The organism is Spirabiliibacterium mucosae, from assembly GCF_014884965.1.
GTDB lineage: Bacteria > Pseudomonadota > Gammaproteobacteria > Enterobacterales > Pasteurellaceae > Spirabiliibacterium > Spirabiliibacterium mucosae.
In genome coordinates this window covers 1-17708 of sequence record NZ_JABTBO010000019.1, presented here as the reverse complement: position 1 = coordinate 17708, position 17708 = coordinate 1, and the positions used below count along the sequence as shown (strand labels likewise).

Here is a 17708-nt window from a genome sequence, read left to right as displayed (position 1 = left end):
CAGTTGAAAAGGCTTAACATAGCAAAAAGTGCGGTGGTTTGAAACCCAACCGCACTTTTTGCAGGGTAATTAGTAGTAAGAGTGCTCGCCACGTTGGTGGTCGGTGACATCGCGCACGCCGTTTAACTCGCCGGCAAATTGCTCGAGCAGTTGTTTTTCAACGCCATCTTTCAAGGTCACGTCCACCATTGAACAGCCGTTGCAGCCGCCGCCGAATTGTAACACTGCCACGCCGTCGTCGGTCAGCTCAATCAAGGTGATGCGCCCGCCGTGGCTGGCCAGTTGCGGGTTGATTTGGGTTTGAATGACATAATCGACCCGCTCAATTAACGGTGCGTCGTCGGCGACTTTTTTCATTTTGGCGTTAGGCGCTTTCAGCGTGAGCTGTGAGCCCATTTCGTCGGTGACAAAATCAAGCTCGGCGTCTTCTAAAAATGGGTAGCTGACCTCATCCACAAAGGCTGAAAAAGTGTCGTATTTCAGCTCCGTGTCGGCCGCTTCCACCGCATTCGGCGGGCAGTAAGACACGCCGCACTCGGCGTTTGGGGTGCCTGGGTTAACCACAAAAATGCGGATATTGGTGCCCTCTTCTTGTTGGTCGAGCAATTTACGAAAATGCGCCTGTGCGGCTGGTGAAATAGTAATATACATAATTGTCCTTATTATTCGTCAATATCCGACTTAAATTGTCGGAATTATGCCTGTTATCATACCCCTAAACCGCACTTTTTTCCAGCACTCAATGCCCTTGGCTGCGACACAAGCACCAAACGCTCACCGCGCGTGCACCCGCGCGTTTGAGCACGCGGCACAGCTCATTGACGGTGGCGCCAGTGGTGACCACATCATCAACCAGCGCAATGTGCTTGCCTTTCAGCGAGGTGGTGGCTTTAAACACATGGCGAATATTTTCCTGCCGCGCCCGCGCACTCAAGCCCCGCTGGGGCGGCACGGCATAGGCGCGCACCACGGCGGTGGTGACAAGCTCTATCCCAAGCCAGTGGGCGAGATAGTGCGCGAGCTGCTCGGCTTGGTTATAACCTCGGCGCTTGTGCCGGCGGGGGTGCAGCGGCACAGGGATGATGGCATCGGGCAGTGGCGTGAGGTAGCGCCGGCGGTGGTCTAAAATCGCCAGCAGTAATAAGCGTGCCAAAGTGCGGTCAAGGGCAAAGCCGCCGGTGAATTTGAAGCGATGAATCCAGCCGCTCAGGGGCGGGGCATAGGGCGTGACCTGCACCAAATGCTGCCAGCGCGGCGGCGCGGATAAGCACTGGCCACATTGCGCGGCACTGTGTGGCAGCACAAGCCCACAGCGGCCACAGCACGGCGCGCGGGGCAGCGCACGCCAGCAGCGGCTGCACAGCCCAAAGCGCGCATGGCCCAAAGCACGCTGGCAGAGCAGGCAGCGCGGGGCAAGGGCATGGGCAAGGTGGTTGAGCAACACAGACATAGCGCCATTATGCCAAAATCCCTCGGTGGCGACATTTTTTGTGATAAGTTATGCGATCAGGCTCGAAAAAATGGTAATATGCCCGCTTTGCAAGCGACATAACGGATTTTATGCTTTCACCCGACCAGATTAAAATTGTCTTTTTGACATCGACGAAACCTTATACATCAAACACAAAAACACCCTGCCAAGCTCGGTTGCGCCCGCGCTGGCGCAGTTAAAGGCCAATGGCATCATCCCTGCCATTGCAACAGGGCGTGCGTTGTGCGCGCTGCCGGCACAAATTGACCAACTTATCGCCGAACTGCCAATCGATCTTTTTGTTAGTATTAACGGCCAATACAACTGCTACCAAGGGCAACCGCTCGCCAGCTTCCCGCTGGCGCAAAGCGAGATTGAAGAGATGGTGGCGTTTTTCACCCGCCTTGGGATTGATTACGCCTTTGTTGGCCATGAGGCTATCGCGGTCAATCGCCAAACAGCCAAAGTGGACAACGCCCTGCGCCCGATTACCGAGCGTTATATCGTTGACCCTGATTTTTATCAGCAAAGTGCGGTTTATCAAATGCTGGCGTTTTATGACGCCAGCCAAGATGCGCAAGTGGCTCGTGCGCCGCTGTTGCAATCACGCCTGCGCGTGGTGCGCTGGCATGACGACGCCGTCGATGTGCTCAGCCGTGATGGCTCGAAGGCACGCGGCATTCAAGCGGTGCTATCGCACTTCAACCTGGAGGCGAAAAACGCGGTGGCCTTTGGCGACGGCTTGAATGATTTGGAAATGATCAGTGCGGTCGGCTTTGGTGTGGCGATGGGCAATGGCCATGCGCAGCTTAAAGCCAAGGCGGATTATGTCTGTGGCGATATTGAACAAGACGGGTTAAAAAATGCACTTTTGCACTTAGGTTTAATCACCAACTCGTGATACTATGACCGTCAGAACAGAGGATACCCGATGAAAGCTGACCAAAAATACACACCCTTTATGGAATTCAACCGCCCGCAGTGGGCGGCGTTGCGTAAAAGTGTGCCGATGACGCTCACCGAGCAAGACTTAGAGCCGCTGCTGGGGTTCAACGAAGAGCTGTCATTGGATGAGGTCAGCACCATTTACTTGCCGCTGACCCGTTTGGTCAACTATTTTATTGAAGAAAACCTCGCCCGCCAAGCAGTGTTGCACCGCTTTTTAGGCGTGAAATCCGCCAACGTGCCCTATATCATCAGTATCGCCGGCAGCGTATCGGTGGGCAAAAGCACCAGTGCGCGGATTTTGCAATCCCTGCTTAGCCGCTGGCCACAACCGCGCAAGGTGGATTTGATCACAACCGACGGCTTTTTATATCCCTTAGCGCATTTGCAACAACACGATTTGCTGCACAAAAAGGGCTTCCCGATTTCCTATGACACCCAGCGCTTGATTCAATTTATCTCGGATATCAAATCTGGCAAGCGTGAGGTGAAAGCGCCGATTTATTCGCACTTGACCTATGACATCATCCCCAACCAATTCAACGTGGTTGACCAGCCGGATATCTTGATTTTAGAAGGCCTCAACGTGCTGCAAACCAGCGCTCATCACGCCAAAAACCCCGATCGGCTGTTTGTCTCTGATTTTGTCGATTTCTCCATTTTTGTCGATGCCAAAGAATCACTGCTGAAAAGCTGGTATATCAAGCGCTTTCTCAACTTCCGTAAAAGCGCCTTTAGTGACCCGAACTCCTATTTCCATCACTATTCCAAGCTCTCCGAAGACGAGGCGGTGGCCACGGCGAACCAAATTTGGGACGAGATCAACGGCCTCAACTTGCGTGAAAATATCTTACCAAGCCGCGAGCGCGCCAATCTGATTTTGGTTAAAGGCGCCAACCACAAAATCGCCCAAGTCAAATTACGCAAATAGCCCACGCGTGGCGCCAAAAGCAAAGTGCGGTTGGGTAAATGTGTTTGAAATTATCCGCTAAATTTGGCTTAATAGTAGCAGATTTTGTAAGGATATTTTATGGATGCACTGATTCGGCTGGATAACCTATGCTATTCAGCACAAACCTGCCTGCGATACCCGAACGTCAGCATTGCGCCAGGGCAGGTCACGTTTTTGCAAGGCCCCAGCGGTGCGGGCAAAAGCACGCTGTTTCGCCTGCTCAACGCCACGCTCACGCCCTTTAGTGGCACGATTTTTTATCAAGGGCAGGATATCGCCACCCTTGACACCATCACCCTGCGCCGTGAGATCTTGCTGGTCAACCAGCGGCTTTATCTCTTCCCGGGCAGCATTCGGGATAATTTCAACCAGTTTTATCACTACTTGGGCAAGGTGCCGCTCAGTGATGAGGAAATGGCACCCTATTTAGCTCTCAGCCAAGCGCAACAGTTTGGGTTGGACAGTGACTGCAGCCACCTTTCAGGCGGCGAGCAGCAGCGGGTGTTTATCGCCATCGCCTTGAGCCTCAAACCGACCGTGTTGCTGCTTGACGAGCCAACCTCGGCACTGGATGAACGCTTGGCCACGCAAGTGGTGGGCGATGTGCTCGCCTTTTGCCAGCGCGAGGGCATCACGCCGATCGTGATCAGCCACGACGAGCCACTGGTGCAGCGCTTTGCACAAAATAGTATTCACATCCACAAGGAGGGCGCATGAACACGGTGAGCATGAATCTGCTGAACTTCAGCTTGGTTTATCTGCTGCTTTTGATCGTCCTTTATGTGATGAAGAAAAACAACATCGCGCAAACACGGCTGTTGTTTGTCGCCAGCTTGCGCATGACGGTGCAGCTCATCATCGCCGGCTGGGTGCTGACGTATATTTTCGGGCATGAAAATCCGCTGTTTACACTGGCGTATGTGGCGGCGATGATCGCCTTTGCGATCCACCGCGTACTGTCGAAAAACCCGATGCTCAACCCACGCTTTAAACTGGCGGTGGCGCTGTCGTTGAGCGGCTCGGGCTTGTCGATTTTGGCCTTTTTTGTGCTGGTGGTGGCCAATCAAGATCTCTTCAACCCGCAGTATGTCATCCCCCTAGGCGGCATGATGATGGGTAACGCCATGACCGCACTTAACTTAGGCCTGAAAACCTTCCGCGAGAGTCTGCGCAGCGAAAACGACAAAATCAGCACGCTGCTCAATTTCGGCGTGACGCCAGAGAAGATTTTGCTGCCGTATGTCAACCAAGCGCTGGAAACCGCACTTTTGCCCACCCTCAACTCGATGGTTGGGATGGGGATTATCGCCCTGCCAGGCATGATGACGGGCCAAATTCTCTCAGGCACCTTGCCGAGCACCGCGGTGTTGTATCAAATCGCGATTATGATCGCCATTTGCACCGTGGTCAGCCTGTCGCTGTTCGGCGCGCTGCATTTTGGTTACCGCTCGTTGTATAACGATCGCAATCAAATCACCTTGCCACGATAAAGTGCGGTCAACCGCACTTTATATTTTGATAATAGTTATCATTCGTGATAATATCCTTTTGCAATTTATTCACAAAAGGACATTTCAATGAAACTCAAATCACTCTACGCCCTCGCCTTTGCAGGGCTGTTCGCCACCGCGGCCAACGCGCATAATTTGTTCCCAGTGCATACCGATCAAGGCTACGGCATCCAATTTTGGGCCGACGACCACTGGGAGTTGCCGGATTTTCAACAAGTGATCGGCGTGAGCGCCTACGACAACGCTGGCAAACGCCTGAAAGTCGGGTTTGACTACCAAAACGGCAACGTCAGCTTAAAAGACGAAAACGCTAAAGTCGGCTTGATGACCGCAGAATACGACTACGGCTACTTCACCTTCACCGCGGATAAACATTTTCACAAACCGCGCACCGAGGTGCAAGGCGTGATTTTTGACTCTCGCCGCATCTACAAACTCGGCAAAAGCATCTTTACCTGGAATGATACTTACAGCAAACCGGTGGGCTTGAAACTGGAAGTAACCCCGCTGAGCAACCCGTTGACCTTGAAAGAAGGCGACAAACTCAAAGTGCTCGTCACCTACAACGGCCAGCCGTTCAACAACGTGGAGTTTGAAGACCAAGCCGGCGACCTTGACGATGTGTCCATCAAAGACGGCGTGGCCGAATTGACACTGCGCAAAGCGCAAGACGGCTACCAAATCCTCGGCGCCACCGCCAAACTGCCATACCAGCTGCAAGACGACAAAGCGCAAACCTTGCAACTCACCGGCACCTTAGCTTTCAAAGCCGCCAAATAATAAAAGTGCGGTCAGAAACAAAAAAACCTCACCCAAGGGTGAGGTTTTTGCGATCTGGGTATGATTACTGTTGTTTAACGGCAAATGCACCCGTAATCTCTTTATCATGTACGCGGCCTTCAAACTTGCCTGCCGCTTCTTGTGCGCTCTCGCCATAAAAGCCACCGTCCATGTTCAAACCGTCTTCATTGGCGCTGAAGCGGTTGCCGTGAATATCACCACGGAATTGGGCGATTTTATCTCCAGTGCGACGAATAATGGCACCTTCAACCGTTTTTTCACCAAAATTGGCTGACAGGTTTGCGCTACCTTCTTGCAAGTCGCTACCAGCGAAGAATAATGCATCACCGTGATAGTCGACGAGGCCTTCCGTTGGCATGTTCGCCTCGAGCGTGCTTTCACCCTGCGCGAAGAAGTTACTCGTTTCTGCTTTTTTATCGATAACATAACCAAATACGCTGTGCTGATAATTTGCGCTGTAACGGCTATCGATGTTTTCATCATAACGTAGGTCATTATATCCAGGTATGCCTGCATCTTCACCCAAAGTGAGATCCATTTGAGTACCGTTGACATCTACTGTCATGTACGCCGGTGGCATTTTGGCATCACGCAATTTTTCATCGGCTTTGTCTTTGAGCTCATCAGCTTTGTCTTTGGCATCGGCTTTAGCATCTTTTGCTTTGTCTTCGGCTTTGTCAGCTTCCGCTTTGGCTTTGTCTTTCAGCTCATCGGCTTTGTCTTTAGCGTCAGCTTTCGCGTCTTTCGCTTTGTCTTCTGTTTTGTCAGCTTCTGCTTTGGCTTTGTCTTTTAGCTCATCAGCTTTGTCTTTGGCGTCGGCTTTCGCGTTTTTGGCTTTCTCTTCGGCTTTGTCAGCTTCCGCTTTAGCTTTATCTTTCAGCTCATCGGCTTTGTCTTTGGCGTCGGCTTGTGCGCCTTTCGCTTTCTCTTCGGCTTTGTCAGCTTCCGCTTTGGCTTTGTCTTTCAGCTCATCGGCTTTGTCTTTGGCATCAGCTTTGGCGTCTTTCGCTTTGTCTTCTGCTTTATCAGCTTCTGCTTTGGCTTTGTCTTTTAGCTCATCAGCTTTGTCTTTGGCATCGGCTTTGGCGTCTTGAGCTTTCTTTTCTGCTTTATCGGCTTGTGCTTTCGCTTTGTCTTTCACGCGTTGTTCTGTGTTTTGATTGCTGTTGCTTTGGCCATCATCACTGCCGCCACTGGAACAGGCGGTGATCATCAGAGAGCATAACAGCGTGGTTAATAAGGTTTTTTTCATTTAATATCCTTGTTTGGGTAAAAAAGAGCGCGGATTTTAATATACAAAAAATGACAAATCAACACATTTTTTTAAAATCTTGAAATAATTAAAAGTGCGGTCAGCCAAGGCTCAACACGGCGCGAGCCTTGGCAGGAGGGGATTAGTGAATGGCGGTGGCGTCTTTCACTTCGCTCATGTCTGGCAGCTGGTGGGCGATGCCTTTGTGGCAGTCGATGCAGCTGTTGCCGTTTTCAATCGCTTTACGGTGCATTTTGGCCGCCACGGATTTTTGTTGGCTGAAATCCATGTTGTCAAAGTTGTGACAATTGCGGCACTCTTGCGATTGGGTTTCTTTCATGCGTTCCCATTCGCGTTCAGCCATGTGCAGCCGGCGGGCGTTGAATTTTTCGATGGTGTCGGTGTAGCCCATCACGTGCGCATAAACCTCACGGCTGGCTTTCAATTTGCGGATAATTTTCGGCACAAATTGGTGCGGCACGTGGCAGTCTGGGCAAGTGGCCTTCACGCCGCTGCGGTTTTGGTAATGCGCGGTGTGCAGGTATTCTGGGTAAACGTCGTTGCTGTGGCAGCTGACGCAGAACTCTTCTGTGTTGGTTTGCTCCAGGCTGTAGTTAAAGCCCACCCAAGATACAACCCCTGCGATAAAGCCGATAATCAGCAGCGTGCCAATCGCCAGCTTGCTTGGGGTGCGAAACCAACGCCAAAAACGTGTAATGATGTTCGGTTTTTTCTCAGCCATTAGTTGCTCCCATAGCCTGGTAGCGGTTTAAATTCGTTTTCGATAATCGGCTCAACTTCCGCTTGCGGCACGTGGCATTGAAGACAGAAATAGCGCCGCGGCGCAAGGCTGCCGCTGACTTTGCCGTCACGGCTGACAAAGTGCGTTGGGCTGATGCGTGGCGCACCTGTGGCACGCGAGGCCGCTACGCTGTGGCAGTTGAGGCATTGGTTTTGATTTTTAGTCACCTGATAATTTTTAATACTGTGTGGGATCATCGGTGGCTGATTCACATAGTTCAGTGCCGCAGGCTCGGTTTCTTTTGGATTATTATGAAATGCCGGCGCCACGTTTTCAGGCGAGCTTTGAATGTCTTTGCCCACCGGCTCTACGTCTGTGTTGGCCCACGCACTGCTGGCCACACACAAAAGCCCCATTACAAATGCAGTTTTCAACGTCATTGGTCACTCCTAACCTTTATTAAAGCGTGTTGAAAAGGTAAATACAGATTCAGCGCACACGTCAACACAACGCCCGCAGCTGATGCAATCTTTGCTTAAAACCATTGGGCGCTCATCAGCGCCACCAAACAGAGGGCTGCGCAACACCTGCGGTTCAGGGCAGACGTTGATGCAGTCCATGCAGCGGTCACAGCGGTTGCGGTCAATCACCTGCACGCGCAGCACGCCTTTGGCGCCAATCACGCCGTAGGCCGCGCCAATCGGGCACAAATGCCCACACCAGCCGTGCTCCACCACCAATAAATCAAATAAAAAAATCGCCAACAGCAGCCAAATGCTCGCGCCAAAGCCATAAATCAGCGCCCGCCCCAATGCCGCAACGGGGTTGACCCACTCCCACAGCATAGTGCTGGTGATGGCTGAGCCGAGCAAAATCATCAGCAAAATGCCATAACGCAAAGTGCGGTTGAGCTTGGCACTTTGGCGAATGCGCAACTTGCGCCGCAGCCAAGCGGCAGCATCGGTCACCACATTGAGCGGGCAGCACCAAGCACAAAACACTTTGCTGCCCACCACGGCATAAAAGGCGATCACAATCAGCCCACCGAGCAAGGCGCTGAGCACGGGCACATAACCTGTCGCCAGGCTCTCGGCGAGCATCAGCGGGTCGGTCAGTGGCACGGTGTCGAGCAATAAGCTGGCGGAATAATTGCCTCGCAAAAGCCAAATGCCAAAGTGCGGTCCAGCCAAGAACATTGCCAAAATCGCCAGTTGCGATACACGGCGCAAAATCAAAAAGCGGTTAGCCTGCCACCAGCCGAGTTTTTGCCGCGCTTCACGCCCAGCGTGCTCAATCGCATTGGCCATTATTGCACCTCCGGCATACGCGTTGGCAAATCGATGATCTCTTGATTGAGCAGCGAGTGGCCCGCTTTTCTTTTCTTCCCAGCCGAGGCGATAATGTTTGCCGAGCATGCCTTTGGCCAGCGCCATTGGCAGCACTTTGATCGCCGCCTCTTCCAGGACGCAGGCCTCTTCACACTTGCCGCAGCCAGTGCAAGCATCAGAATGCACTGTTGGGATGAGCTTGGCGTGGCGGTCACTACGTGAGTTGTGCTGATTTTCAAGCGTGATGGCTTTGTCGATCAGCGGGCACACACGGTAACACACATCGCAGCGCAACCCTTGCCAGTTGAGGCAGGTTTCGTGATCTAACAACACGGAAAGCCCCATGCGTGCGTCGTTGATGTTATCTTGCGTGGCATCCAGCGCGCCGCTTGGGCAGGCCTTCGCACACGGGATGTCCTCACACATTTCACACGGCTTTTGGCGCGCGATAAAATATGGCGTGCCCGCCTCCAGCGGTGAAAGCAAGCCTGCCAGATGCAGCATATCGTAAGGGCAGGCTTGCACGCATTGGCCACAGCGCACACAGGCATTGGCAAAATCTTTGTCATCGCTTAGCGCAAATGGTGGGCGCAGCGCCACACCTTGGCGGGCTTGGCTTTGTTTTGTTGCAAAGCCAGCAACAACCCCACACTGGCTAAAGCGCCAGCGGTGCGTACGCCGTCTTTGATTACGCGGCGTCGTTGTGGGTTGTTCACGGGCTTTTTCATATTTTGCTTATGCCTTAATCACTTTGACTGCACATTTTTTGTAGTCAGTCTCTTTTGAGATTGGGTCGGTGGCGTCGAGCGTTAAGCGGTTCGCCAACTGACCGGCGTCAAAAAAGGTGGTGTACACCAAGCCTTGCGGCACGCGGTTGCGACCGCGAGTATCAATATAACTAACAATTTCACCACGACGAGAAACCACTTTCACTTTGTCGCCATGGCGCATGCCGCGCGCTTTGGCATCGAGTGGGTGCATATACACCAAGTTGTTTGGAAATGCGCGGTGCAATTCTGGCACGCGGCGTGTCATGGTGCCGGTGTGCCAATGCTCCAGCACGCGGCCGGTGGAGAGCCACAAATCGTACTCGTCATCTGGCATCTCTGCAGGTGGCTCATACGGCACGCCGAGAATAATCGCACGGCCGTCTGGCTTGCCATAAAAGCGCACGCCTTCGCCTGCTTTGACATACGGGTCATAGCCTTCGCGGTAGCGCCACAGCGTTTCTTTGCCGTCCACCACCGGCCAGCGCAAGCCGCGCGCTTTGTGATACATATCAAACGGCGCAAGATCATGCCCATGGCCGCGGCCAAAGCTGGCATACTCTTCAAACAACCCTTTTTGGATATAATACCCAAAATGTTCAGCCTCATCATTGAGATAACCCCCAATTTCGCTATTTGGGTATTTATCCACTTGCCCGTTGGTGAACAAAATGTCGTACAAACGCTTGCCGCGGTATTCTGGCATTTGCGCCAACAGGTCTTCTTCCCACATTTCATCGGTGGTGAAATATTTTGAAAACTCGACAATTTGCCACAAATCCGAGCGCGATTCGCCTGTTTTCGGCACCAGTTGATGCCAAAATTGGGTGCGGCGCTCGGCGTTGCCGTAGGCGCCTTCTTTTTCAACCCACATCGAGGTTGGCAAAATCAAATCTGCCGACAACGCACTCGCCGTTGGGTAGGGGTCGGAGACGATAATAAAGTTTTCTGGGTCACGCCAGCCTGGCAGGCGCTCTTGGTTGAGGTTTGGCCCGGCTTGCATATTGTTGTTGCACATCACCCACAACACATTCATTTTGCGGTCTTTGAGCATGCGGTCTTGCAAAATGGCGTGGTAGCCCACTTTGTCGGAAATGGTGCCTTTTGGCAATTTCCAGATTTTCTCGGCGATGTCGCGGTGTTTTTCGTTGGTCACCACCATATCCGCTGGCAGGCGGTGGGCAAAGGTGCCCACTTCACGCGCGGTGCCGCAAGCAGACGGCTGGCCGGTTAATGAAAACGGCCCACAGCCTGGTTTGGAGATTTTGCCAGTGAGCAAATGCACGTTATACATCAAGTGGTTCACCCACACACCACGGGTGTGTTGATTGAAGCCCATCGTCCAGAAAGAAATGATGTTTTTATCCGGATCGGCGTACAATTTCGCCAGCATCTCAAGCTGATCTTTTGGCACGCCACTGATTTCGTGGGCTTTGTCTAAGGTGTATTCCGCAACCAGCGCTTTGTATTGCTCAAAATCACTGTCGAGCATTTTGCCGTTGCCTGAATTTTGCGCTTTTTGCTCCAATGGGTGATCGTTACGCAGCCCATAGCCGATGTCGGTCACGCCTTTTTTGAAGTTGGTGTGTTTGTTGACAAAATCCCAATTGATGGCATCGTGCTCAATCAAATAGTTGGCGATGTAGTTCAAAATAGCCAAGTCACTTTGCGGCTTGAACACAATACCGTGGTCAGCCAGCTCAAAGCAGCGGTTTTCAAAGGTCGACAGGGCAAACACTTTGCTCTCAGGATTTGAGATGCGGCGATCGGTAATGCGCGACCACAAAATTGGGTGCATTTCCGCCATGTTTGAGCCCCACAGCACAAAGGCATCGGCGTGTTCAATGTCGTCATAGCAGCCCATTGGCTCATCAATCCCGAAGGTGCGCAAAAACGCCACCGCAGCTGAGGCCATGCAGTGACGGGCGTTCGGGTCAACATTGTTGGAGCGCAAGCCTGCTTTGTAGAGTTTGTTGAGGGCATAGCCTTCCCAAATAGTGGATTGCCCCGAGGTGAAGCAGCCCACGGCGTTGCGGCCATTTTTGGCGATCGCGGCTTTGAATTTGTCCGCCATGGTTTTAAACGCTTCATCCCAGCTGATTGGAGTAAACTCGCCGTTTTTGTCGTATTTGCCGTCGGTCATGCGCAGCATCGGCTGGGTTAGGCGGTCTTTACCGTACATAATTTTTGGCAAAAAGTAGCCTTTAATGCAGTTCAGCCCGCGGTTTACCTCGGCATCAGGGTCCCCTTGTGAGGCCACCACACGGCCATTTTGGGTGCCCACCAGCACGCTACAGCCCGTGCCACAAAAGCGGCAAACGGCTTTGTCCCACTTGATTGATGAATCAGCCGCGGCCACATTCACAACCGGAATGCTCAGCCCCGCAGCCAGGCTGGCTGCGGTGGCTGCGTTGGCTTTCATAAATTCACGACGCGTTAAGTTCATTATTCCCCCACCAAATTATCTTGATCTTGTTGGTGATACACCAAAGAAAGGGCCAGCACGCCGTCAATGTCGCGCGCTTGCTCCATACGTTCTAACAAATCGGCCTGGCTGCTCGATTCCATTACCACGGCCAATTTGCCATTTTGTTCATCCACGGCGCTGACCTCGGTTAAGGTCAAGGCCGAAAGTGCGGTTTTCACCGCGGCAATATCTTTCGGGTGGCATTGGGCAACCATGCCGCAAACATGCCACTGTGAGTGTGAGTTGTTGGTTTTTGCTGTCATTTTGCACCGCACTTGACTTTTTTACGCTGCTGATTATCCGCTGAACCGTGCAAGGGGATTAATGCCCAATAAGGGGTATTTATGACAAAAATTGACAGATGCTTGATCTACATCAAGCCCAAACGGGGCAAAAGTGCGGTTTTACTGTGCATTTTTCACGCATTAGGCTTGACGAATCAAAATGTGCTTGCACTGTGGCATTTTATTAGTAAAATGAACGCTCATTCACCTCGTTGTATAGGGCGATTATGTATCAGCAAGAAGGACAAACAGCACAGCAAATCCTCAACGCCACCGAAAAATTGATGGCAGAAAAGGGCTTACACACACTTTCCATGCAAAAAATAGCCAGTGCGGTCGGGATTTCCGTCGGCACAATCTATATTCATTTCAAAAATAAAGATGAACTTTTGCGGGATTTGGCTAAATATTTATTCACGCGCATCAACCACGCGCTGAGTGAAAATTGCGACGAACAGACCGCACTTTATGATCAATATCGCCAAATGTGGTGGAATTTGTGGCATTTTTGCCACGAGCATGAATATGTTTTGAAAAACATTTTTCAATACAAAAATATCCCTGGCTTTTCAGAGTTGGTCAAAGAGTGCAAAGTGCGCGAAGACCGCTGGGATCGCTTTGTCAAAGCGGGCAAAAAGCAAAAACAACTGTGTCATCTGCCCGCTGAGATCTTGTTTTCTTTAAGTTTGGAAAGCGCCATGAATTTGAGCTTTCGCCAGGTCTATTTTGACGAGCAATACAACAGCGAATTATTAGAGCAGGTGATCAAACGCACCTGGCAGGCTATCAGTTTTTAAGGTTTACGGAGTTATATCATGACAAACAATGACGCGCAAAAGCCAACACGGTCCAAGCGCTTTGTGCTTAAATTGGTTTTATTCATCGCACTATTGGTGATTGCAGCCGTCATTGGCTTGCAATTTTTCAAAGCTTATAAAAAGGCGGAGTTTTTATCCCACATGCCAGAGCCGGTGAACCCGGTGACGGTGATGGACGTGCAAACGCGCCAATGGACACCGGCGATTGAGGCCACTGGCATCGTGCGGCCAAATCAAGGGGCGATGCTCAGCTCACAAAGTGCAGGCACGGTGAAGGCGATTTTGATCAGCGCGGGCCAACAAGTCAACGCGGGCGATTTGCTTATTGAGCTTGACAGCGAGGTGGAAAAGGCCAATCTCGCCTCACTTCAAGCACAACTGCCTGCCGCGCAAGCCAACTTCCAGCGTTTTTCCACTTTGCTTAACAGCAAAAGTGTCTCAAAAAGTGATTTCGACAAAGCGCAATCAAGCTACAAAACCTTGCAAGCCAACATTGCCGCTGCCAAGGCCAGCCTCGCGCGCCGTCAAATTTATGCGCCGTTTTCAGGCACGGTTGGGATCATTCAAGTCAATGTGGGTGAATACGTCACCATCGGCAAACCGATGGTGCGGGTAGAAGACATCAGCAAAAGCAAAATTGACTTCTCTTTAGGCCAAAACGAGCTGCAAAACTTGCACATTGGACAAAAAGTAACCGTCACTACCGATGCCTTCACGGGGGAAACCTTTGAGGCGAAAATCTCCGCCATTGAGCCGGCCATCAACGCTAACAGCGGTTTGGTGCAGCTGCAAGCCAGTGTGGAAAACACCCGCGGCAAGCTGCTCTCCGGCATGTTTGCCCGCCTGCGCGTGGCGCTCAACACCGAGCACGACCAAGTGGTGCTGCCGAAAGTGGCGATCACCTATAATATGTATGGCGAAACCGTCTATCGCCTGACCGCACTTTCAGATGAAGATAAAGCTAAACTGCAAGGCCGGCAAGACCTTGATAAAATTTATCGCGTGGAATTGGTGACGGTGCACACCATTGACCGTTACGGCATTTATGCCCACATCAAATCTGGCGCGTTGAAATTTGGTGACAAAATTGTCACCGGCGGCCAGCAGCGCTTGAGTAACGGCGGCTTAGTGGTGGTGTCAGATCAAAGCGGTGCTGGCACTGAGCAGCCTGCGCAAAGCTCACGATTATAAGGATTGCGGTTATGCGTTTTACTGATATTTTTATTCGCCGCCCTGTGCTGGCCGCGGCAATCAGCATGCTGATTATCATCCTTGGGCTGCAGGCGATTTCAAAGCTCACCGTGCGTGAATACCCAGAGATGACCACCACCGTTATCAATGTCACCACGGTTTACCCAGGGGCGGATGCGAATTTGATTCAAGCATTTGTGACCTCACAGCTGGAAGAGGCGATTGCACAAGCCGATAATATCGACTACATCACCTCCTCGAGCAAGCAAAGCAGCTCGCTAATCACGGTCAAAATGAAGCTCAACACCGACCCGAACGCTGCGCTAGCCGACGTGCTCTCCAAGGTCAACTCCGTGCGTTCAGCCCTACCAAAAGAGATCAACGACCCGGTGATCACCTCCTCGAGTGGTGGCTCGGGCATGATGTATATTAGCTTCACCTCCGATGTGCTCGATTCCAGCCAGGTGACAGACTACATTCAGCGCGTGGTCAAACCGCAGTTTTTCACCATCCCTGGGGTGGCGAAGGTAGATATTTTCGGCGGCTCGCCTTATGCCATGCGCATTTGGCTTGACCCTGAAAAAATGGCCAACCTCAAGCTCTCCGCGCCACAGGTGATGCAAGCGCTTTCGAGCAACAACGTGCAAACCGCCGCCGGCAGCGCCAACGGCTGGTTCACCGTGATTAAAAACAAAGTCAACACCACCACCACCGACGTGCAGCAGCTTAAAGATTTGGTGGTGCACGCCGACGGCGATAATTTGATTCACTTGAGTGATATCGCCACCGTCGAGCTGACCAAAGAGAGCAATGACTTCCGCGCGGCCGCCAACGGCAAAGAGGCGGTGGTGCTCTCCATTGAGCCATCTTCAAGCGCCAACCCGCTGACGGTGATTAAAAACATTTATCCGTTGTTTGACACCATTAAGCGCAACTTGCCGCCGAGCATTGATTCCAAAATTTTGTATGACAAAACCATCGCCATCAACAGCTCAATTGAAGAGGTGGTGAAAACCATTCTTGAGGCGACCGTGATCGTGCTGGTGGTGATCACCATGTTCTTGGGCTCGTTCCGCGCCATGATTGTGCCAGTGGTAACCATTCCAATCTCGTTGATTGGGGTGATTATGCTGCTGCAATTATTTGATTTTTCAATTAACTTGATGACGCTGCTGGCAATGATTCTCGCCATCGGTCTCGTGGTGGATGATGCCATCGTGGTGCTTGAAAACGTCGACCGCCACATCAAGCTTGGCGAAACGCCATTTCGCGCCGCCATCATCGGCACGCGTGAAATCGCCCTGCCCGTGATTTCCATGACCATTGCGCTGTGTGCGGTGTATTCCCCAATGGCATTAATGGGCGGCATCACTGGCGCTCTGTTTAAAGAGTTTGCGTTAACACTGGCCGGGGCGGTGTTTATCTCCGGCATCATCGCGCTGACACTCTCGCCGATGATGTGCTCTAAATTGCTCAAAGCCCACACCAACCCAAGCTGGCTTGAGCGTCGTGTGGAAAGTTTTCTCACCCGCTTGACCAACACCTACAACACCTTGCTGGGTGTGGTGATGTACAGTCGCAAATGGATTTTGGGCTTTGCGGTGCTGATTTTTGCCAGCCTGCCGCTGCTTTTCAGCCAGCTTTCAAGCGAGTTGACGCCAAGCGAAGACAAAGGCGCGCTGCTGTCTATCGGCACCACCTCAGCGGATCGCAATGTTGACTACGTGCAAACCGCGATGAAAAAATTTGAAGCGCTGTTAAAAGAGATCCCAGAAGTGCAATTCTCGCAAGTGATCTCCGGCGTGCCGGCCTCCAACCAAGCATTGGCGATTGCCACCTTGGTCGACTGGAGCGAGCGCAGTCGCAGCCAAGCGGAGATCATGAACGAACTCAACGCCAAAGCAAAAAATATTCCTGAGATTTCTGTCTCTGGCTTCCCATTCCCAGAAATCAACACCGGCGAGCAAGGCATGCCAGTGTCGTTTGTGATCACCACCCCAAATGACTACCGCAACCTCGCTGATGTGGCGCAATCCATCTGGGCTGAGGCGCAAAAATCGGGGCAGTTTATCTTCTCGAATATCGACCTGAAATTCGACACCGCTGAAATGACCATGTCTATTGACCGCGACAAAGCCAACTCTTACGGCATCACCATGTCGCAAATCAGCTCGACTGTGGGCAGCTTCCTTTCCAGCGCCACCGTCACTCGTGTCGATTTGCAAGGGCGTGCGTATAAAATCATCTCCGGCATTGAGCGCAAAAAACGCCTCAATCCTGAATCGATGAACAATTTCTACCTCATCGCCAGTGATGGCAGTGCGGTGCCGCTTAGCAGCCTGGTCACCCTTGAGCTGAAAACCCAGCCACTGTCATTGCCACGCTTTAACCAGCTCAACTCCGCCGTTATCAGCGGTGTGCCAACAGGCTCCGTGGGCGATGCGGTGAAATGGTTCCAAACCACGGGGGCTGAGATGCTGCCGCAAGGCTACACCTACGATTTCCGTGGTGAGTCACGCCAATTTGTGCAAGAGGGCAACACCTTGGCCACCACCTTCGCCTTGGCGGTGATCATCATCTTCTTGGTGCTTGCTATTCAGTTTGAATCGATCCGCGACCCGCTGGTGATCATCGTCTCCGTGCCACTGGCGATCTCTGGCGCTTTGCTGGGGCTCAACCTGCTCGGCTTTTTGGGCGTGGCGGGCAGCACGCTGAACATCTATTCCGAGGTGGGGCTCATCACGCTGGTGGGGCTCATCACTAAGCACGGGATTTTGATGTGTGAAGTCGCTAAAGAAGAGCAGCTATTGCACGGCAAAACTCGGATTGAGGCAATTATGGAAGCCGCACGCATTCGTCTTCGCCCAATTTTGATGACCACCGCGGCGATGATAGCCGGCCTCATCCCACTGCTCTTAGCCGCGGGCGCCGGCGCCGTCTCCCGCTTTAGCATTGGCGCGGTCATCATCGCAGGCTTGGCGATCGGGACACTATTTACGTTGTTTATCCTGCCGGTGATTTACAGCTTCATCGCCACCGAGCACAAACCACTGCCTGAGTTTGATGAAACCCAACCACCGCTAGAAGAGCATCACTAATTAAAAAAAAACCTGCCACCGGCAGGTTTTTTCGTCTTTCATCACTCCGTCATGACTATCGCAGTTCCGCCTGCGGCGGGT

16 protein-coding genes and 1 pseudogene are annotated in these 17708 nt (G+C 52.1%); 8 read left to right on the top strand and 9 right to left on the bottom strand.

The genetic code is table 11. The annotated features are described in order from the left end of the window. Nucleotides 1-69 precede the first annotated feature (69 nt). Together nfuA and HPC37_RS07915 are read right to left on the bottom strand one after the other, a co-directional pair. On the bottom strand, nt 70-651 hold the full coding sequence (gene nfuA / locus HPC37_RS07920) for a Fe-S biogenesis protein NfuA (protein WP_208122619.1): 582 nt from the start codon (nt 649-651) through the stop codon (nt 70-72). A gap of 88 nt (nt 652-739) precedes the next feature. Then, nucleotides 740-1450: a phosphoribosyltransferase family protein gene (locus HPC37_RS07915; RefSeq protein WP_208122618.1), complete on the bottom strand. Its 711-nt coding sequence runs from the start codon at nt 1448-1450 to the stop codon at nt 740-742. 148 nt (nt 1451-1598) lie between these two features. On the opposite strand from HPC37_RS07915, the gene HPC37_RS07910 reads away from it, so the two are divergent. From HPC37_RS07910 to HPC37_RS07890, 5 genes are all read left to right on the top strand, one after another. After that, on the top strand, nt 1599-2372 hold the full coding sequence (locus tag HPC37_RS07910) for a Cof-type HAD-IIB family hydrolase (RefSeq protein ID WP_208122649.1): 774 nt from the start codon (nt 1599-1601) through the stop codon (nt 2370-2372). A gap of 30 nt (nt 2373-2402) precedes the next feature. Next, the gene (coaA, locus tag HPC37_RS07905; protein WP_208122617.1) at nt 2403-3347 is read left to right on the top strand and encodes a type I pantothenate kinase; all 945 of its coding nucleotides are present in this window, start codon (nt 2403-2405) and stop codon (nt 3345-3347) included. Between the two features lie 99 nt (nt 3348-3446). Further along, on the top strand, nt 3447-4085 hold the full coding sequence (locus tag HPC37_RS07900) for an ABC transporter ATP-binding protein (protein ID WP_208122616.1): 639 nt from the start codon (nt 3447-3449) through the stop codon (nt 4083-4085). Beyond that, a complete protein-coding gene (locus HPC37_RS07895; RefSeq protein WP_208122615.1) occupies nt 4082-4858 on the top strand; it encodes an ABC transporter permease in 777 nt (258 codons plus the stop codon). Before HPC37_RS07900 ends, HPC37_RS07895 begins: the two co-directional genes overlap by 4 nt. Before the next feature lie 87 nt (nt 4859-4945). After that, nucleotides 4946-5659 (top strand): DUF4198 domain-containing protein, encoded by a 714-nt coding sequence (locus HPC37_RS07890; RefSeq protein WP_208122614.1) that lies wholly within the window; start codon nt 4946-4948, stop codon nt 5657-5659. A gap of 64 nt (nt 5660-5723) precedes the next feature. On the opposite strand, the gene HPC37_RS07885 is transcribed toward HPC37_RS07890, so the two are convergent. The 7 genes and pseudogenes from HPC37_RS07885 to HPC37_RS07855 all read right to left on the bottom strand — a co-directional run bounded on the left by HPC37_RS07885 (nt 5724) and on the right by HPC37_RS07855 (nt 12499). Next, on the bottom strand, nt 5724-6932 hold the full coding sequence (locus HPC37_RS07885; protein ID WP_208122613.1) for a transferrin-binding protein-like solute binding protein: 1209 nt from the start codon (nt 6930-6932) through the stop codon (nt 5724-5726). 142 nt (nt 6933-7074) lie between these two features. Beyond that, nucleotides 7075-7674, bottom strand: coding sequence for a cytochrome c3 family protein (locus tag HPC37_RS07880; RefSeq protein ID WP_208122612.1), 600 nt, complete (start codon nt 7672-7674; stop codon nt 7075-7077). Continuing rightward, nucleotides 7674-8090, bottom strand: coding sequence for a nitrate reductase cytochrome c-type subunit (locus HPC37_RS07875; protein ID WP_235961632.1), 417 nt, complete (start codon nt 8088-8090; stop codon nt 7674-7676). Before HPC37_RS07875 ends, HPC37_RS07880 begins: the two co-directional genes overlap by 1 nt. A 33-nt stretch (nt 8091-8123) precedes the next feature. Next, on the bottom strand, nt 8124-8981 hold the full coding sequence (napH, locus tag HPC37_RS07870) for a quinol dehydrogenase ferredoxin subunit NapH (RefSeq protein WP_208122610.1): 858 nt from the start codon (nt 8979-8981) through the stop codon (nt 8124-8126). Next, nucleotides 8981-9730, bottom strand: a pseudogene (gene napG / locus HPC37_RS07865) (ferredoxin-type protein NapG). The gene napH and the pseudogene napG overlap by 1 nt, the downstream one beginning before the upstream one ends. A gap of 7 nt (nt 9731-9737) precedes the next feature. Beyond that, the gene (gene napA / locus HPC37_RS07860) at nt 9738-12215 is read right to left on the bottom strand and encodes a nitrate reductase catalytic subunit NapA (protein WP_208122609.1); all 2478 of its coding nucleotides are present in this window, start codon (nt 12213-12215) and stop codon (nt 9738-9740) included. After that, the gene (locus HPC37_RS07855) at nt 12215-12499 is read right to left on the bottom strand and encodes a chaperone NapD (protein ID WP_208122608.1); all 285 of its coding nucleotides are present in this window, start codon (nt 12497-12499) and stop codon (nt 12215-12217) included. Before HPC37_RS07855 ends, napA begins: the two co-directional genes overlap by 1 nt. Nucleotides 12500-12747: 248 nt before the next feature. Between HPC37_RS07855 and HPC37_RS07850 the strand changes: the two genes are divergently transcribed. The 3 genes from HPC37_RS07850 to HPC37_RS07840 are packed head-to-tail and all read left to right on the top strand — an operon-like array spanning nt 12748 to nt 17627. Continuing rightward, entirely contained in the window at nt 12748-13317 is a 570-nt protein-coding gene (locus HPC37_RS07850; RefSeq protein WP_208122607.1) for a TetR/AcrR family transcriptional regulator, read from the top strand. Nucleotides 13318-13335: 18 nt separating this feature from the next. Further along, a complete protein-coding gene (locus tag HPC37_RS07845; RefSeq protein ID WP_208122606.1) occupies nt 13336-14529 on the top strand; it encodes an efflux RND transporter periplasmic adaptor subunit in 1194 nt (397 codons plus the stop codon). Between the two features lie 11 nt (nt 14530-14540). Then, complete coding sequence (locus HPC37_RS07840; RefSeq protein ID WP_208122605.1) at nt 14541-17627, top strand: efflux RND transporter permease subunit; 3087 nt, start codon at nt 14541-14543, stop codon at nt 17625-17627. Nucleotides 17628-17708: the final 81 nt, after the last annotated feature.

What these genes read in the sequence shown, in the direction of transcription:
- nfuA (WP_208122619.1), bottom strand. Translation starts at nt 651, where the DNA reads ATGTATATTACTATTTCACCAGCCGCACAGGCGCATTTTCGTAAATTG.
- HPC37_RS07880 (WP_208122612.1), bottom strand. Translation starts at nt 7,674, where the DNA reads ATGGCTGAGAAAAAACCGAACATCATTACACGTTTTTGGCGTTGGTTT.
- HPC37_RS07855 (WP_208122608.1), bottom strand. Translation starts at nt 12,499, where the DNA reads ATGACAGCAAAAACCAACAACTCACACTCACAGTGGCATGTTTGCGGC.
- HPC37_RS07845 (WP_208122606.1), top strand. Translation starts at nt 13,336, where the DNA reads ATGACAAACAATGACGCGCAAAAGCCAACACGGTCCAAGCGCTTTGTG.
- HPC37_RS07915 (WP_208122618.1), bottom strand. Translation starts at nt 1,450, where the DNA reads ATGTCTGTGTTGCTCAACCACCTTGCCCATGCCCTTGCCCCGCGCTGC.
- HPC37_RS07840 (WP_208122605.1), top strand. Translation starts at nt 14,541, where the DNA reads ATGCGTTTTACTGATATTTTTATTCGCCGCCCTGTGCTGGCCGCGGCA.
- napH (WP_208122610.1), bottom strand. Translation starts at nt 8,981, where the DNA reads ATGGCCAATGCGATTGAGCACGCTGGGCGTGAAGCGCGGCAAAAACTC.
- coaA (WP_208122617.1), top strand. Translation starts at nt 2,403, where the DNA reads ATGAAAGCTGACCAAAAATACACACCCTTTATGGAATTCAACCGCCCG.
- napA (WP_208122609.1), bottom strand. Translation starts at nt 12,215, where the DNA reads ATGAACTTAACGCGTCGTGAATTTATGAAAGCCAACGCAGCCACCGCA.
- HPC37_RS07850 (WP_208122607.1), top strand. Translation starts at nt 12,748, where the DNA reads ATGTATCAGCAAGAAGGACAAACAGCACAGCAAATCCTCAACGCCACC.
- HPC37_RS07890 (WP_208122614.1), top strand. Translation starts at nt 4,946, where the DNA reads ATGAAACTCAAATCACTCTACGCCCTCGCCTTTGCAGGGCTGTTCGCC.
- HPC37_RS07900 (WP_208122616.1), top strand. Translation starts at nt 3,447, where the DNA reads ATGGATGCACTGATTCGGCTGGATAACCTATGCTATTCAGCACAAACC.
- HPC37_RS07885 (WP_208122613.1), bottom strand. Translation starts at nt 6,932, where the DNA reads ATGAAAAAAACCTTATTAACCACGCTGTTATGCTCTCTGATGATCACC.
- HPC37_RS07875 (WP_235961632.1), bottom strand. Translation starts at nt 8,090, where the DNA reads ATGGGGCTTTTGTGTGTGGCCAGCAGTGCGTGGGCCAACACAGACGTA.
- HPC37_RS07895 (WP_208122615.1), top strand. Translation starts at nt 4,082, where the DNA reads ATGAACACGGTGAGCATGAATCTGCTGAACTTCAGCTTGGTTTATCTG.